Below are 15,197 nucleotides of genomic sequence, written 5' to 3'. Positions count from 1 at the left end.
ACTTTATATTCGTTTGGGTTCGATCGCAATGCGGATACGCTGGTTCCACGCTTTTTTCAGGAGACAAAGCATGGCATTGCGCCTGGGCGACCTCGCCCCCGACTTCGAGCAGGATTCCAGCGAAGGCCGCATCCGCTTCCACGACTGGCTGGGTGAGGGCTGGGGTGTGCTGTTCTCGCATCCGGCCGACTATACGCCGGTGTGCACCACGGAACTCGGCCTGACCGCCAGGCTCAAGGACGAATTCGCGCGGCGCGGCGTAAAGGCCATCGCGCTCTCTGTGGATGGCGTCGAGTCGCACCAGGGCTGGATCCGGGACATCAACGAAACGCAGTCCACCACAGTCAACTTCCCGATACTGGCCGATGGCGACCGCAAGGTCTCCCAGCTTTACGACATGATCCACCCGAACGCGAACGAGACTCTGACGGTGCGCTCGCTGTTCATCATCGATCCGAAGAAGAAGGTCCGCCTGATCATCACCTATCCGGCCAGCACCGGGCGCAATTTCAACGAAATCCTGCGCGTCATCGATTCGCTGCAGCTCACGGACAGCCACAGCGTGGCCACGCCGGGCAACTGGCAGGACGGCGATGACGTGGTGATCGTCCCTTCGCTGAAGGACGAGGCGGTGATCCGCGAGAAATTCCCGAAAGGCTACAAGGCCGTGCGGCCCTACCTGCGCCTCACGCCGCAACCGAACAAATGAACGCGGCCCCGCATGGTGCGGGGCCGCGTTCAGGACAGGTGTTTTACCGACGGGGCAGCCTCGTCGTCTCCTTGGTAGTGTGCTTCGCCCGGCCTCGCAGCCGGGCTTTTTTATGGCGGAGTGCCTGTCCGCAAGCCTCAGGCTTCGATCAGAAGAAGGCCTGGAGGCCGGTCTGGGCACGGCCCAGGATCAGCGCATGGATGTCATGCGTGCCTTCGTAGGTGTTGACCACTTCCAGGTTCACCACATGGCGGATCACGCCGAACTCGTCCGAGATGCCATTGCCGCCGAGCATGTCGCGCGCCACGCGGGCGATGTCCAGGGACTTGCCGCACGAGTTGCGCTTCATGATCGAGGTGATCTCTACCGCCGCGGTGCCTTCGTCCTTCATGCGGCCCAGGCGCAGGCAGCCTTGCAGGCCCAGCGTGATCTCGGTCTGCATGTCGGCCAGCTTCTTCTGCACGAGCTGCGTGGCAGCCAGCGGGCGGCCGAACTGCTTGCGGTCCAGCGTGTACTGGCGCGCGGTATGCCAGCAGAATTCGGCGGCGCCCAGTGCGCCCCAGGCGATGCCGTAGCGCGCCGAGTTCAGGCAGGTGAACGGACCCTTCAGGCCCTTCACGCCCGGCATGATGTTCTCTTCCGGCACGAAGACCTGGTCGAGCACGATTTCGCCGGTGATCGACGTACGCAGGCCGACCTTGCCGTGGATGGCCGGAGCGCTCAGGCCCTTCCAGCCCTTTTCCAGGATGAAGCCGCGGATGTCATCCTTGCCGTCTTCGCCCACCAGCTTGGCCCAGACCACGAACACGTCGGCGATCGGCGAGTTGGTGATCCACATCTTGGCGCCGCTCAGCTCATAGCCGCCGTCGACCTTCTTGGCGCGCGTGACCATCGAGCCCGGATCGGAGCCGTGGTTCGGCTCGGTCAGGCCGAAGCAGCCGATCCATTCGCCGGTGGCCAGCTTGGGCAGGTACTTCTGCTTCTGCGCTTCGCTGCCGAATTCATAGATCGGCACCATCACGAGCGACGACTGTACGCTCATCATCGAGCGGTAGCCCGAATCCACGCGCTCGACTTCGCGCGCGACCAGGCCGTAGCTGACGTAGTTCAGGCCCGGGCCGCCGTATTGCTCGGGGATGGTCGGGCCGAGCAGGCCCAGTTCGCCCATCTCGCGGAAGATTTCTACGTCGGTCTTTTCATTGCGGAACGACTGAAGGACCCGCGGCATCAGCTTGTCCTGGCTATACGCCGCCGCGGCGTCGCGGATCATGCGCTCGTCGGCGGTCAGTTGCTGGTCCAGCAGCAGGGGATCGGCCCAGTGGAATTCGGCGTTGGCAGCCATGCAGGTCTCCTTCGGTAGAACGGGGGTACCGCCGCCAGGCGCTTTGTGGCGCGCCCGTCTCAGCGGCAATCCAGGGAATCGGTGGAATTTTAAGTTCCGCATTGCGGAACTGTGTTCCGTTGAATTAGTATATCGCAATGCGTTCGCCATGCAAGCGGGAAGAACACCAGCGTGTTCGATTGTCGCGCGTGGTGACGGACCTCCCACAGGAGCCAGCCTTGAGCAGCCTTTCTCCCGACATCCCGCCCGCGGTCACTCCGCGCGAAAGCGATCCCAATTTCGTCACCGCGCTGGCGCGCGGCCTGGAGCTGCTGCGCTGCTTCCGCACCGGCGAAGCCATGCTGGGCAACCAGGATTTCGTGCGCCGCACCGGCTTCCCCAAGGCCACGGTGAGCCGGCTGGCCGGTACGCTGGTCCAGCTTGGCTACCTGCGCTATGACGAAAGCCTGGGCAAGTACGCGCTCGATGCGGGCGTGCTGGCGCTGGGCTATGCCTACCTGTCCGCTTCGGACGTGGTGATGCTGGCGCGTCCGCACATGCTGGCGTTTGCGCAGTCGTATGGCGTCTCGGTGTCGCTGGGCAAGCGCGAGCGCATGGAGGTCATCTACCTGGAGTCGATCCGCAATGACGCGGGCGTGATGCTCGGGCTGGGCGTGGGATCGCGGCTCTCGCTGGTATCCAGCTCGATGGGGCGCGCCTATCTGTCGGCCCTGCCGTCGGCCCGGCGCGATCGGGTGCTGGCGGAGTTCAGCCAGGCCTTTCCCGAGCAGTGGAAGCAGCAGGAATCGCCGACGCGCGTGGCGCTGGACGATGCGGAGCGCCGCGGCTATGCGTCATCGTTCCGCGACTGGCATCCGGCCATCCACGCCTGTGCGGTGGCATTCCGGCCGGTGGGGGAGAAGGAGTTGCATATGCTCAGCTGCAGCGCGTCCTACGGCACCGTGGAGGAGTCCGTCTTCCACGAGACCCTGGCGCCCGCCCTGAAGGCGCTGGCCGCGCGGCTGTCGGACCCGGCTGGCTGAAGCCGGGTCCGCGGATCGCTGCGGATCAGAGGTCCGTACGCAGCTTCCACAACTCGGGGAACAGCACCACGTCGAGCATCTTGCGCAGGTAGCTCACGCCCTCGGTGCCCCCGGTGCCGCGCTTGAAACCGATCACGCGCTCGACCGTGGTCACATGGCGGAAGCGCCATTGGCGGAACGAGTCCTCGAGGTCGACGAACTTCTCGCCGAGTTCGTAGAGTTCCCAGTGCGCGTTCGGATTCCGGTAGACCTCCAGCCACGCCGCCTCGACCGAGGCGTTGTAGGCAGTCGGCTGGCTCCAGTCGCGCTCGACGCAGTCCGCGTCGATGGCAAAGCCGCGGCGCGCCATCAGGCGGATGGCTTCGTCGTACAGCGAAGGCGTCTTCAGTGCCGTTTCCACCAGTGCCAGGTGTTCCGTGCGGTGCGCATGCGGACGCAGCATGGCCGCGTTCTTGTTGCCGAGGATGAACTCGATCTCGCGGTACTGGTACGACTGGAACCCTGACGACATGCCCAGGTAGGGCCGCATCGCCGAATACTCCGGTGGCGTCATGGTGGCCAGCACGTTCCACGCCTGCACGAGCTGGTCCATGATGCGCGACACGCGCGTCAGCATCTTGAAGGCCGGCGGCAGGATGTCTTCCCGCACCGATTCGCGCGCCGCGCGCAGTTCGTGCAGCATCAGCTTCATCCACAGCTCGGTGGTCTGGTGCTGCACGATGAAGAGCATCTCGTTGTGGTCCGGCGAGAGCGGGTGCTGCGCGTTCAGGATCTGGTCCAGGCCGAGGTAGTCGCCGTAGCTCATGTCCTTGGCGAAGTCCATCTGCGCGCCGTGCCATCGGTCGGCTTGCTTGTCCTGCGCGTCCTGCCCCGCGGTGCCCGACATCGGGCATCCCTTGAATTCGCTCATGGTTTGCTCCGTTCAGGTCACCGCACCACGCGCATGGAAGCGCGCGTCACGGTAGGTTTCGGTATCGAGTACGTCGCGCAGGGTTTCCACCGCATCCCACACCTCGGTGAAGCTTGTGTAAAGCGGCGTGAAGCCGAAACGGATGATGCGCGGCTCGCGGTAGTCGCCGATCACGCCGCGCTCGATCAGCGCCTGCATCACGGCATAGCCTTGCGGGTGTTCGAAGCTGACCTGGCTGCCGCGGCGCGCATGCTCGCGCGGCGTGACCAGCGTGAGCGGATGGTGGCGGCAGCGCTCTTCCACGAGTGCGATGAACAGGTCGGTCAACTGCAGCGACTTGGTGCGCAGGGCCGACATATCGGTCTGCGCGAAGACATCCAGGCCGCATTCGACCATGGCCATCGACGTGATCGGCTGCGTGCCGCACAGGAAGCGGCGCACGCCGTCGACAGGGCGGTACTGCGGGTCCATCGCGAACGGCGCGGCATGGCCCCACCAGCCCGACAGCGGCTGCCAGAAGGCGTCGCGCAGCGCGGGTGCCACCCAGACGAAGGCCGGGGAGCCCGGCCCGCCGTTGAGGTACTTGTAGGTGCAGCCGATGGCGTAGTCGGCCTTCGACGCGTTCAGCGCCACCGGCACGGCGCCGGCCGAATGGCACAGGTCCCACACCGTCAGCGCGCCGCGCGCGTGGGCCAGCTCGGTCAGCGCGGCCATGTCGAGCATCTCGCCGCTCTTGTAGTTGACGTGCGTGAGCATCAGCACGGCGGTGTCGGCGCCGACGGCGGCTTCGATCTCGTCCGGCGAATTCACCAGGTGCAGCGAATAGCCCTGCTGCAGCAGGTCGGCCAGGCCCTGGGCGATATACAGGTCGGTGGGGAAATTGCTGGCTTCGGACACGATCACCTTGCGCGACGGATCGCGCGCGGCCTGCACGCGCACAGCGGCGGCGAGCACCTTGAACAGGTTGATGGAGGTGGTGTCGGTGACGACCACTTCGTTCTCGCCGGCGCCGACCAGCGGCGCCACCATATTGCCCAGCCGCTGCGGCAGCTCGAACCAGCCGGCGGTGTTCCAGCTGCGGATCAGGCCGGTGCCCCATTCCTCGCTGACGACTTCGGCGGCGCGCGCGGCCGCGGCGCGCGGCCGCGCGCCCAGCGAATTGCCATCGAGATAGATCACGCCATCGGGCAGCGCGAACTGGTCGCGCAATGCGCGCAGGGGGTCTTGCTGGTCGAGCAACAGGCATTGCTCGCGAGTGAGTGCGGTCATGTCGGAAAGAGGCAATGGATGGCGGGGGAAATCAGTCAAGGCTGCGCAGCACGGCGCGTACCGGGCTGGCGTCGAGCCCGGCAAAGCGCAGCGGCAGCGCGATCAGTTCATAGTCGCCTGCGGCGACGGCATCGAGCACCAGCCCTTCCAGGATGGCCAGGCCATGGCGGCGCACGGCGTTGTGCGCATCCATGGTCTTGGATTCCTGCGGGTCCAGCGACGGCGTGTCGATGCCGATCAGCTGCACGCCGTGCGCGGCGAGCAGCGCGATGGTTTCCGGGGCCACGGCGCAGAAGCCGGCGTCCCATTGTTCAAGCGGCGCGCGCGCGTAGGTGCGCAGCAGCACGCGCGGCGGCAGCGCATCCAGCGCGTGCTCCACGTGGTGCGGCGCGACGACTGGCGCGGCACCCACGCAATGAATCACGCGGCAGCGCCCGAGGTAGGGCTCCAGTCCCACGGCGCCGATCGGCGCCCCATCCGCGGCATAGTGCAGCGGCGCATCCGCGTGCGCGCCGGTGTGCGGCGACAGCGTGATGCGGCCCACGTTCACCGGGCAGTGTTCATTTATCTGCCAGGCCGTTTCCTGCTGGAACGGCGTGTCGCCGGGCCAGACGGGCGTGGCGGGCGAAAGCGGGGGGCTGATGTCCCACAGCTTGCGGCTGTCGGCGGGTGTGGCAGGGCGCTTGGTCATGTCTGCACGGCTGCCGCTGAGCGGTGCCTGTGTCGTCCTCGATGACGGCATGATAGTCAAAAAAACCGGCAAGAGGCTTGCGAAATCCACCGCGTAACTAGCGCGTTTTCGCATAAAATGCGATTAATGCAAGAATTAACGCTGGGATATTCGAATGAACCTCGATCCTATCGATCTGCGCATTCTTGAGTGCCTCCAGGAGCACGGCCGGATCAGTAACCAGGACTTGGCCGACCGCGTGGCCCTGTCGCCGTCGGCGTGCCTGCGGCGCGTGCGGTTGCTGGAAGAGTCAGGGGTGATCGGCGGCTACCGCGCCTGGTTTGATGCCGAGCGGCTGGGGCTGGAGCTGGAAGCGATCGTGCAGGTCTCGATGCGGCACGACGTGGAAGGCTGGCACGACACATTCATCGCGGCAGTGCAGGCGTGGCCCGAGGTGCTGTCGGCCTACATCATCACCGGCGACAGCAACTACATCCTGCGCGTGCAGGCGCGCAACCTGAAGCACTACTCGGATTTCATCGTGAACCGGCTGTATCGCACGCCGGGCGTGATGGATATCCGCTCCAACATCGTGCTGCAGCGGATCAAGACCGACAGTTCACCGCTGGCCGTGCTGAAGGCCGCGGATTCCCCGGGAACCTGAGCGGGCAGGGGCAGGGCGTCAGTCTTCAAGTGGCGAGGTGGTCGAAAAGGTGCCGTTCTGGAACACCAGCGGTGGTTCATGACTGTCGAGCACGCCGCAGCGCTCGACTTCACCGACGAAGATGACGTGGTCGCCTTCGTCATAGCGGCTGCGATTGTGGCATTCGAACCACGCGAGGGCATTGCCGAGGATCGGCAGGCCATTCTCGGACAGCCGGTATTCCACGCCCGCGAAGCGGTCGCCCTTGAGCGTGGAGAAGCGCTTGCACAGGTCGAGCTGCGATGCCGACAGCACGTTGACGATATAGTGCGAGCCGTCGCGGAACATCGGCAGGCTGTTGGCGCGCGTGGCCATGCTCCACAGCACCAGTGGCGGGTCCAGCGAAACCGAATTGAAGGAACTGGCCGTGATGCCGATGAACGGGGGCGCCCCGGCGGCCACGGATGCGCCACTCGCGCGCGTGGTAATGATCGTCACGCCGGTCGCAAACTGCGACAGCGTGCGGCGGAAATGCATCGTATCGAAATCCGGCGATGCGGCCTGGCCGGCCTCCCGCGGCGGGGCTTCAGGCATGCCCATCGCAAGGGCTCCACTGGCGGTCATGATGATTCATAGTTGGGGGTCGCGGCGACAGGGACAAGATCCGCCCGGCTGTGCGCTGGCGTCGGTGTGGCAGCCAACGTTGGCGGCAAGGTTTCGGGCCTGCGCCTCGATCTCGCGCCGTGCAACGATGTGTCCTGTCGGCGACAGATTCTTGAGAATTGTAACGGGTTTGGAAACACGCTGCGCCGCGCGGGCCGCGATACGGCTCGCGCAACAGGGATAAGCCGCAGGCAGATTGCCTTATCTGCGCTTATGCTTAAGACCGGCAGGTCGACAAAACGCATGGATCCCCGGGGGGCGGCGAACATGGAACACGAGCTGGAGACGGCGACACTGGGTGGTGGGTGCTTCTGGTGCCTTGAGGCGGTGTACCAGCAGGTGAACGGCGTCCGCGCCGTGGAGTCCGGCTATACCGGGGGGCATGTCACCCATCCGACCTATCAGCAGGTCAGCGAGGGCGATACCGGTCACGCCGAGGTCGTCCGGGTGACATTCGACCCGGCCGTCATCAACTTTCGCGAGATCATCGAGATCTTCTTCGCGATCCACGACCCGACCACCTTGAACCGGCAGGGCAATGACGTGGGCCCGCAGTACCGCTCCGTCATCTTCACGCACTCCGAAGCGCAGCGTGCCGTGGCCGAGTACGTCATGCGGGAACTGGTCGCCAACAAGACCTTCGATGCGCCCATCGTGACGCAGATCGAACCGGAGCAGCCCTACTGGCGCGCCGAGGCCAGCCACCAGAACTACTTCCAGGATCATCCGAGCCAGGGGTACTGCGCCTTTATCATCTCGCCGAAGCTGGCCAAGTTCCGCGAGAGGTTCGCAGGCAAGCTGCGCCGCTAGTGACTGGCGGCTGGCCGCGCGCATTCACAGGCGCGCGGTGATCGATTCGGCCAGGCGCGCGCACGTCAACGGCGCGCAGCCCTCCGCCTTGTTGCTGATGATGACGGTCGCGCTCTGCCCGGCGCGCAGCGTGCGCACGACCAGGTCGGCGATGGCCTCACGCGTTTCAGGATCTTCATCCACCAGGCGATTGAACGGCGCATAGATCGATTCGGCCACTTCGTAGGGCCGGCCGGCATGGAGCATCCAGCGCAACACAAGCGGGCCGGGCGCGTCGGCGTCCATCAAGGCCTGCGCCGAGGCCTGGCGATGCACCGGTGGCAGCCGGTCGCGCGCCGACAGGCAGAAGCGCACGCCGTGCCTGCGCAGCAGCTTGATGTAGCGCGGCGTCAGCAGGACCGGGTCGCGCATCTCCACCGCGTAGCAGGCGTGCGGCGTGAGGGACGGATCCAGCCGCGGCAACGCGCCAAGGAAGCCGTCGAGCCGTTCGAGGAAGGCCGCGCCCTCGTTGGCCAGGCTGCCCAGCGGCGAAAGCTGGAACAACAGCGGGCCGCACTTGGCGCCAAGCCCGGCGGCAGCAGGCGTGATGAAGTCACGGATGGCGATTTCGGCGTCGAGGAAGGCGGCATTGGCCAGCCGGCCGACTCCATCCGACCCGCGCAGCCACGCATCGCACACGCTGGCCGGCGCCTTCACCAGGAAGCGGAATGACTCCGGTACCTGGGCTGCGTACGAAAGGTAGTCCGCCAGCGGGATCGGGCCATAGAAGCCGCGGTCGATGCCGGCCGCGCGCAGCAGCGGATGTTTCGAGTAAGCGGCAAGGCCCTTGCGTGAGAGCAGGCTGTCGCTGTACTCGCCGTCGTAGACGAGCCCGTTCCAGCCGTTGTAGGACCACGACGACGTGCCGAGATAGAGCTTGGGCGGCAGCCGCTTTCCCAGCGCATCGAGCGAGGGATCGAGCTGTGCCGGCAGGACGGATTTGCCGCGCGAGGGTTTGCTTGAGGCGTCCGCGGCGCCGCCGTCGGCGGCGCGCGGTTGGGGTGGCGAAGCTGGCGGAAGCAGTTCGCCAAACAGGTCTTCAGTCAATCGTTCAGGCCAATCGGGTGGTCATAGATATAGCGGCGCGACCAGGGTATCCCGGACGACGGCTCGCCCGCCTTGTGGCACACCACCTGGTAGATCGACATCGTGTCAGTATCGAAGGCGTGCGCGCAGCCAGCCAGGTAGACGCGCCAGATACGGTACTTCTTTTCGCCCACCATGTCGCGGATGGCGCTGGAATGGGCTTCGAAGTTGTCGGCCCAGTGCCGCAGGGTCTGCGCATAGTGGCGGCGCAGCAGCTCCACGTCAAATGCTTCGAGGCCGCCTTCCTGCATGGTCTTCAGCACCAGCCCGATGTGCGGCAGCTCGCCTTGCGGAAACACATAGCGGTCCATGAATGTGGAGCCGTCCATCGGCGCATCGCTGGGGTCGGGCACCGTGATGCCGTGGTTCATGGCGACGCCGTTGTCGGCCAGCAGTTCGCGCATGCGTCCGAAATAAGCGGTGAGGTTCTTCTTGCCCACGTGCTCGAACATGCCGACGCTGGTGATGCGATCGAACGTGCCGGAAATGTCCCGGTAGTCCTGCAACCGGATCTCGATGCGGTCCGACAGTCCGGCGGCCCTGACGCGCGCGGTGGCCAGATCGAACTGGTTCTGCGACAGCGTGATGCCGACGCAGCGCCCGCCGAACTTCTCTGCGGCGCGCAGTACCAGCGCGCCCCAGCCGCAGCCGATATCCAGCAAGGTCTGGTCCGGCTGCAACCGGATCTTGGTCAGGATGTGGTCGATCTTCTTGCGCTGCGCCGTGGCCAGATCTTCATTGCCCTGCTCGAAATACGCGCAGGAATAGACCATGCCCGGGTCCAGCCACTGGCTGTAGAACTCGTTGGAGACGTCGTAGTGGTACTGGATCGCGTTCTTGTCTTCCTGTTTGGTGTGCGTGAAATGACGGGCCACCTTGGCCAGCGCGCCGCCGGCGCGCCGCTTGGCCGCCGCCGAGAAGCGGTAGCCCACGTCGATGATGTCGGTGAGTTTGCCGTCCAGGTCGATCTTCTCCTGGACATAGGCCTCGCCCAGGTTGTCCAGGCTTGGTGTGAGCAGCAGGGGCAGGGCGCCGGCCTCGCGCACCGTCAGGGTCACGTTCGGCTTGTCGTAGCGGCCCAGCGGGTATTCGCTGCCATTCCACAGGCGTAGCTTGACGGGCAGGTTGGCGTGCTCGCGCAGATCGGCGATCCAGCTGTCCAGTTGCTTGTCGAGGGCTTGCTTGAAGAACATGCGCGTTACCTCCTGTCGTTGCGGCACACGTGACGAACGAAGGCGCCGGGCGATGACAAGCAGGGCAGTCGTTGCCCGGCGCAGCCTGGTCGCGGTAACGGGCGTGTCAGGTCATCCGCGCAAGCGTCGCGCTACGCGGTGTCTGACACATTCCCAAAGCGACGCTTATCCCACTTTAGGACAATTCGCCAACATGTGCTGTGCACCCATCAGGGCGACAGCCGCACGATTTTCCAGCCGTCGGAGGCGTCCAGCCGATAAGCGATGCGGTCATGCAAGCGCGACGGCCGGCCCTGCCAGAATTCGAGCGCGGTCGGAACCAGGCGGTAGCCGCCCCAGTGTGCCGGCCGCGGCGGGTTCTCGCCGAACTTGGCCCGGTATTCCGATTCACGCTGCTCGAGCACATCGCGCCCGGCCACTTCCCGGCTTTGCTCGGAGGCCCAGGCGCCCAGTCGCGAGCCCAGCGGGCGCGAGGCGTAGTACGCGTCGCTCTCGCCATCGTCGACCTTTTCGACTCGACCTTCCACGCGCACCTGGCGCTCGAGCTGCACCCAGTGGAAAAGCAGCGCGGCGCGAGGGTTGGCGGCAATGTCCAGCCCTTTCCGGCTCTCGTAGTTGGTGAAGAAGGTGAAGCCTTTCTCGTCAATGCCCTTGAGCAGCACGATGCGTGCCGACGGCTGGCCGTCGGCGCCGACGGTGGCCAGCGTCATCGCATTGGGCTCGGGAAGCTTGGCGGTCACGGCCTCATCGAACCAGCGTTTGAACTGGGCCATCGGGTCGGCCGCCACGTCCGATTCGTTCAGGGAGCCCAGGACATAGGTACGGCGGAGGTCAGCGAGTTGAGTCATGTCGCATTCGGTTGGAATCAGCCGGAAATCCGGTTGATTTGAGTATAGCGAATGCGCTGCAAGCCGCATTTGTGTGCAGGCAAATCAATGCGTCGGCGGGGAAAGTTCCACCGTTGCGGCGCGCGACTGCCGCCGTGAATAGAGGCCTGCCATGCCCATGGCGCCCGCCATGGACAGGAAGATGGGCAGCATGCCCAGTGCCGTGCCGACCACGCCGAAGGTGAGCGGCCATACCACCTGGCTGGTGTTGAGCACGGCGGAACGCAGCCCGAGTGCTTCGCCGGCACGGCCGCTGGGCGAGGCGGTGTGAAGGATGTTCATGACATTGGGCTGGGCACTGCCAAGCGCCAGGCCAAGGATGAAGGCCAGGCCGCACATCATCCAGAAATGGGCGACGAACGGGTAGACCAGGTAGGCCGATGCGCCCACCATCAGCGCGATACGGATGATCTTCCACTCCGACAGGCGGCGCGACACCATCGGCATGGCCACGCGAATGGCGAACGTGGCAATCGCGAAGGCACCCAGCACCCAGCCGATCGACGACGGCGACAGGCCGATGCGCGAACCCTGGATGGGGATCAGGAACGCGTGCAGGTCCCAGGCGGCCGACAGTACCGCGCTGGCGACAAAGACGGCGCGAAGTTCGGGGTACTGCAACAGATCCAGCGTGGAGCGGCGGCTGCCATCTTCGATGGCGATGCGACTGGCGTTGCCGCCCTGCGCGGGCAGGCGTGGACGCACCCATTGCAGGCCGGCCTGTCCGGCCAGCGCGACCGCGACCAGCACCAGGAAAGCGGGCCGGAATCCCGCATGCTCGATCACGTAGCCCATCACCACCGGGCCCAGCGTGCCCGACACCGACATGCCGAGCGCGTGCAGCGTGTAGTTGCGCAGGCGCGTGTCGTTGGTGGAAACCTGGCCGATCAGCAGCTGCATCGCCACCTGGACAAGCATGAAGCCCACGCCGATCAGCGCGCAGGAGAAATAGAGCGCGGCAATCTCCTGCCATACCGCCGGCAGCAGCGTGCCGGCCACGACCATCAGCGAGCCTGCCATCATCGGCTTGCGCGGGCCGATCTCGTCAATGCGCTTGCCGGCGCGGATCGCGAGCAGCATGGGCAGCAGCGCGTAGAGCGACATCAGCAAGCCCAGCGTCACGGTCGACGCCTTCAGGGAAATGGCAAACAGGGACACCACCACGCGGCTTGCATTGAACGCCACGTGATTGCACACCGTCAGCGCGATCAGCCAGCTGATCGGCGGGACGGCGGCGTGTGGCAGCGTCATGGGGGCGGGCGGCGAATTGGGTTCTTGTTGCCGACCTGCAACGGGCAACAAAAAAACAAGGGCGGCCACAGGCCGCACCTTCGGAAGGGCGCCGTTGCCGGCACCCGGAGTGTGCCATTTGTTTGATACATCTTGTAAATGGCCATTTAATTATGCGCCGGCTGTGGGCGCAGCACAACGCCGAATCGCCCCGAGCGGGGAATTCACTCATCAGTGTTGTGAATTTGCAGCGGTGATGGTCCGAGGGCGTCAACCGCCCTTGTACAGCTCCGTGTCGTGGGCGGGACGGTTGGCCGGCGCCGGCGCCTCAGGCTGTTGCGCAGGCGGACGGACCCCATCGGCGGCCTGCCGGCCCGGCGCGGTGCTGCCTTCCTGCGCTTGCTCAGCCTGTTTCGCCTGTGCCTTGGCACTGTCCGGCTGCCCCGGCTTGCGCAGTTCGGCGGCCACGGCACTGGCCGCGCCGGGGGCCTTCGGATCGCGGTAGGTCTTGCCCGGCGGCGGCGCGATCGGCTGTTTGCCAAGCTCCGCCAGCAGGCGGCCGCACTGGTTTTCCTTTGACGACGACAGGTCGACCAGGGGCACCACGGCCGTGGCCACTGGCGCCGCGAGCGCCAGTGCCAACGCACCGCCGGCCCGCAGGGCGAGCACGCCGATATCGGGACTGACGCGCGGCTTCTTCAGCGTACCGCCGATATACAGCGGCGAGCGCAGCGAGAAGATCCGCATGCCCTTCGAGTCCGGGTGGATCGTCATCGCCAGCTTTTCGCTGTTCAGGTCGATCGCTCCCACGGCATTGATTTCGGCGTCCTGCGTATCCAGCGTGAACGTGCGCGCGCGCGCGATGCCGTTGGTGAAGGCGAAATCGCCCACGCCGCAGTTGATCTGCACGGGCTTGTCGCCGAACAGCTTCGAGATGATCACGCTGCCGACATTCAGGCCCATGGCTTCCAGCAGGAACTTGCTCACGGTGCCGTTTTCCACAAGCAGCTTGGCCTCGCCATTGGACGATCCCAGCAGCGCGCCCACCGAATTCCCGGCCGCCGACAGCTTGGCGCTGCCGTTGATCTCGCCGATGCTGGCCCGCATCGATTGCACCGTCGGGAACAACTGCTTGAGCTTGAGACGATGCGCGCGCATATCGATCATGGCGCCCATCGGCTCGCGCTTGCCGTCAAGCCGGATCGTGGACACGAGATTGCCGCCGGCCACGCCGAAGTTGAGGGGGTCCAGCAGCAGCACGGCATCCTTGAGCTTCAGGTGCGTCTCGAGGTCGGTGATCGGCAGCCGTTCGTCGCGGATGATCCGCTTGCCGGTGAAGTGCACATCGGCGTCGATGGCGTCCCAGCGCTCGGTGCGGAACGGTGCCACCGGCAGGGCCTTCTCGGCCGGCTGGCGCACATTGCTGTCCGGCGCCGCCTTGCCCGGCTGCGCGTTAGCGCCGATCAGCGGTGCCAGGTCGACGAAACGCAGTTCGTTGGAGACCAGCTTGCCTTCCAGCAGCGGCCGCGGCGCGCGCTGCGTGAAGGTCAGCGTACCGCTCAGGTCACTGCCGCCGACGCGGCCGGTAAAGCCGCGGTACTCATAGACCGAGGCGCCCTTGTGGATCGTCGCCACGAGCCGGCCGCGCGTTTCGTACGGCGGCGTGGACGGGAGCACGATGCCGGTCAGCGCGTACAGCTTGGCCATGCTGTCGCCCTGCAACTGCAGGTGGACATCCAGCGCAGCGAGATGCGCGGGGTTGGTCAGCGTGCCTTCGATGACGGCACGGGTCGCGCCGACCCGCACATCGGCCAGCAGCGGGAACGGTACGTTGATATTGCGCAGGCTCAGCACGTTGCCGGCCTTCCCGCTGGCATTGATGGTCGCTTCGTTGTAGCGGCCGGAGGCCTTCCAGCGCAGGCCGTAGCGCTGGTTGCCGGCTACGGCAGTGGCCGGCGGCCCGGACGCCGAGGGGGTGCTTGCGGCGGCCGGTGCGGGTCCGCTTGCCGGGGCCGAGGCGCCCGGCACGACCAGTTCGCCATCGCGCGCCCGGTCGTACACCGCGTCATTGCCGATGGTGTCGACCGTCGCCTGCAGCTCGATCTTCTGCGCCTGGTCGGACAGCGCCAGGTTGCCGCGCGCGAGCACCACTTCGCCGATATCCAGGTGCCAGGAAGCGGGGTGGTCTTTGGGGCCGGTGTCGAAGGTCCAGTTGTTGCGATTGTCGGCCAGTCGTTCGAGCCACACCGCCGGGCTGTCGACGACGATGGTCGGCACCGCGATCTCGTGCGACAGCAGCGGCAACGGGCGCAGCACAAAGATCAGCTCGCGCACGGTGGCGATGTTCGGCGTCTTGGCCCAGTCCGGGTTGCCGATGGTGATGTCGCGCGCCGACAGCCGGGGCCATGGCACCAGCGTTTGCCAGCCGGTTTCGCCTTCTGCCGTGCGCCAGGTGACGGCGAGGTCGCCATTGATCGCGAACGGACGGCCGATGGCTTCCGAAACGCGCTCGTTCAGCCAGGGCTTGAGGCGGTTCCAGTCGAAGGTCACGATCAGGATGATCAGCAGGGCAATCAGCAGGATCGGCGTCAGCGCTGTCCAGAGAACGACCTTGCGGCGCACCGGCATGGGTAGTCTCCTGTGGGAGGGTGCCCCGCACCGGCAACCTGTGCGGCGGACGGGGCACTACGTCTATTGTATAGTTGCGCGCTTCGCTTACCTGTC

The 15,197-nt window shown here is 65.8% G+C and carries 14 protein-coding genes; 4 read left to right on the top strand and 10 right to left on the bottom strand.

The window, feature by feature from the left end; all coding sequences use genetic code 11:
* The first annotated feature begins 70 nt into the window (after positions 1 to 70).
* Positions 71 to 709: a peroxiredoxin gene (locus tag KHO22_RS19130; protein WP_211948736.1), complete on the top strand. Its 639-nt coding sequence runs from the start codon at positions 71 to 73 to the stop codon at positions 707 to 709.
* Between the two features lie 148 nt (positions 710 to 857).
* Here KHO22_RS19130 and KHO22_RS19125 read toward each other — a convergent pair whose 3' ends face one another.
* The gene (locus KHO22_RS19125; protein WP_211948735.1) at positions 858 to 2,051 is read right to left on the bottom strand and encodes an acyl-CoA dehydrogenase; all 1,194 of its coding nucleotides are present in this window, start codon (positions 2,049 to 2,051) and stop codon (positions 858 to 860) included.
* Between the two features lie 218 nt (positions 2,052 to 2,269).
* On the opposite strand from KHO22_RS19125, the gene KHO22_RS19120 reads away from it, so the two are divergent.
* Positions 2,270 to 3,073: an IclR family transcriptional regulator gene (locus KHO22_RS19120; RefSeq protein ID WP_211948734.1), complete on the top strand. Its 804-nt coding sequence runs from the start codon at positions 2,270 to 2,272 to the stop codon at positions 3,071 to 3,073.
* A gap of 25 nt (positions 3,074 to 3,098) precedes the next feature.
* On the opposite strand, the gene kynA is transcribed toward KHO22_RS19120, so the two are convergent.
* Genes kynA through kynB form a run of 3 tightly spaced genes read right to left on the bottom strand, consistent with a single transcriptional unit; the run spans position 3,099 to position 5,943 of the window.
* Entirely contained in the window at positions 3,099 to 3,983 is an 885-nt protein-coding gene (gene kynA / locus KHO22_RS19115) for a tryptophan 2,3-dioxygenase (protein WP_211948733.1), read from the bottom strand.
* Between the two features lie 12 nt (positions 3,984 to 3,995).
* Complete coding sequence (kynU, locus tag KHO22_RS19110) at positions 3,996 to 5,252, bottom strand: kynureninase (RefSeq protein WP_211948732.1); 1,257 nt, start codon at positions 5,250 to 5,252, stop codon at positions 3,996 to 3,998.
* A 31-nt stretch (positions 5,253 to 5,283) separates the two neighbouring features.
* Positions 5,284 to 5,943, bottom strand: coding sequence for an arylformamidase (gene kynB, locus KHO22_RS19105; protein WP_211948731.1), 660 nt, complete (start codon positions 5,941 to 5,943; stop codon positions 5,284 to 5,286).
* A gap of 154 nt (positions 5,944 to 6,097) precedes the next feature.
* Between kynB and KHO22_RS19100 the strand changes: the two genes are divergently transcribed.
* On the top strand, positions 6,098 to 6,586 hold the full coding sequence (locus KHO22_RS19100; protein WP_211948730.1) for an Lrp/AsnC family transcriptional regulator: 489 nt from the start codon (positions 6,098 to 6,100) through the stop codon (positions 6,584 to 6,586).
* Between the two features lie 18 nt (positions 6,587 to 6,604).
* Here the strand turns inward: KHO22_RS19100 and KHO22_RS19095 are convergent, their stop codons facing one another.
* Positions 6,605 to 7,165 carry a flavin reductase family protein gene (locus KHO22_RS19095; RefSeq protein WP_211948778.1) on the bottom strand — a complete coding sequence of 187 codons (561 nt, stop codon included), beginning with the start codon at positions 7,163 to 7,165 and terminating at the stop codon, positions 6,605 to 6,607.
* A gap of 330 nt (positions 7,166 to 7,495) precedes the next feature.
* Here KHO22_RS19095 and msrA point away from each other — a divergent pair, with 330 nt between their 5' ends.
* Positions 7,496 to 8,038, top strand: a complete 543-nt coding sequence (msrA, locus tag KHO22_RS19090) for a peptide-methionine (S)-S-oxide reductase MsrA (RefSeq protein ID WP_211948729.1) — start codon at positions 7,496 to 7,498, stop codon at positions 8,036 to 8,038.
* A gap of 24 nt (positions 8,039 to 8,062) precedes the next feature.
* On the opposite strand, the gene KHO22_RS19085 is transcribed toward msrA, so the two are convergent.
* The 5 genes from KHO22_RS19085 to KHO22_RS19065 form a co-directional block, all read right to left on the bottom strand.
* Positions 8,063 to 9,124, bottom strand: a complete 1,062-nt coding sequence (locus KHO22_RS19085; protein WP_211948728.1) for a DUF72 domain-containing protein — start codon at positions 9,122 to 9,124, stop codon at positions 8,063 to 8,065.
* Positions 9,121 to 10,356: an SAM-dependent methyltransferase gene (locus KHO22_RS19080; RefSeq protein ID WP_211948727.1), complete on the bottom strand. Its 1,236-nt coding sequence runs from the start codon at positions 10,354 to 10,356 to the stop codon at positions 9,121 to 9,123. The genes KHO22_RS19085 and KHO22_RS19080 overlap by 4 nt, the downstream gene beginning before the upstream one ends.
* Positions 10,357 to 10,565: 209 nt before the next feature.
* Positions 10,566 to 11,204 carry a pyridoxamine 5'-phosphate oxidase gene (gene pdxH / locus KHO22_RS19075; protein ID WP_211948726.1) on the bottom strand — a complete coding sequence of 213 codons (639 nt, stop codon included), beginning with the start codon at positions 11,202 to 11,204 and terminating at the stop codon, positions 10,566 to 10,568.
* A gap of 84 nt (positions 11,205 to 11,288) precedes the next feature.
* Positions 11,289 to 12,494, bottom strand: coding sequence for an MFS transporter (locus KHO22_RS19070; RefSeq protein ID WP_211948725.1), 1,206 nt, complete (start codon positions 12,492 to 12,494; stop codon positions 11,289 to 11,291).
* A gap of 249 nt (positions 12,495 to 12,743) precedes the next feature.
* Complete coding sequence (locus KHO22_RS19065) at positions 12,744 to 15,101, bottom strand: AsmA family protein (RefSeq protein WP_211948724.1); 2,358 nt, start codon at positions 15,099 to 15,101, stop codon at positions 12,744 to 12,746.
* Positions 15,102 to 15,197: the final 96 nt, after the last annotated feature.

The sequence above is a fragment of the Cupriavidus yeoncheonensis genome (assembly GCF_905397275.1).
Lineage (GTDB): Bacteria > Pseudomonadota > Gammaproteobacteria > Burkholderiales > Burkholderiaceae > Cupriavidus > Cupriavidus yeoncheonensis.
Note: the sequence above shows the minus strand (reverse complement) of the source record. Positions and strands in the feature narration are given on the sequence as shown.

What these genes read in the sequence shown, in the direction of transcription:
- KHO22_RS19130 (WP_211948736.1), top strand. Translation starts at nt 71, where the DNA reads ATGGCATTGCGCCTGGGCGACCTCGCCCCCGACTTCGAGCAGGATTCC.
- KHO22_RS19125 (WP_211948735.1), bottom strand. Translation starts at nt 2,051, where the DNA reads ATGGCTGCCAACGCCGAATTCCACTGGGCCGATCCCCTGCTGCTGGAC.
- kynA (WP_211948733.1), bottom strand. Translation starts at nt 3,983, where the DNA reads ATGAGCGAATTCAAGGGATGCCCGATGTCGGGCACCGCGGGGCAGGAC.
- kynU (WP_211948732.1), bottom strand. Translation starts at nt 5,252, where the DNA reads ATGACCGCACTCACTCGCGAGCAATGCCTGTTGCTCGACCAGCAAGAC.
- kynB (WP_211948731.1), bottom strand. Translation starts at nt 5,943, where the DNA reads ATGACCAAGCGCCCTGCCACACCCGCCGACAGCCGCAAGCTGTGGGAC.
- KHO22_RS19100 (WP_211948730.1), top strand. Translation starts at nt 6,098, where the DNA reads ATGAACCTCGATCCTATCGATCTGCGCATTCTTGAGTGCCTCCAGGAG.
- KHO22_RS19095 (WP_211948778.1), bottom strand. Translation starts at nt 7,165, where the DNA reads ATGGGCATGCCTGAAGCCCCGCCGCGGGAGGCCGGCCAGGCCGCATCG.
- msrA (WP_211948729.1), top strand. Translation starts at nt 7,496, where the DNA reads ATGGAACACGAGCTGGAGACGGCGACACTGGGTGGTGGGTGCTTCTGG.
- KHO22_RS19080 (WP_211948727.1), bottom strand. Translation starts at nt 10,356, where the DNA reads ATGTTCTTCAAGCAAGCCCTCGACAAGCAACTGGACAGCTGGATCGCC.
- pdxH (WP_211948726.1), bottom strand. Translation starts at nt 11,204, where the DNA reads ATGACTCAACTCGCTGACCTCCGCCGTACCTATGTCCTGGGCTCCCTG.
- KHO22_RS19070 (WP_211948725.1), bottom strand. Translation starts at nt 12,494, where the DNA reads ATGACGCTGCCACACGCCGCCGTCCCGCCGATCAGCTGGCTGATCGCG.
- KHO22_RS19065 (WP_211948724.1), bottom strand. Translation starts at nt 15,101, where the DNA reads ATGCCGGTGCGCCGCAAGGTCGTTCTCTGGACAGCGCTGACGCCGATC.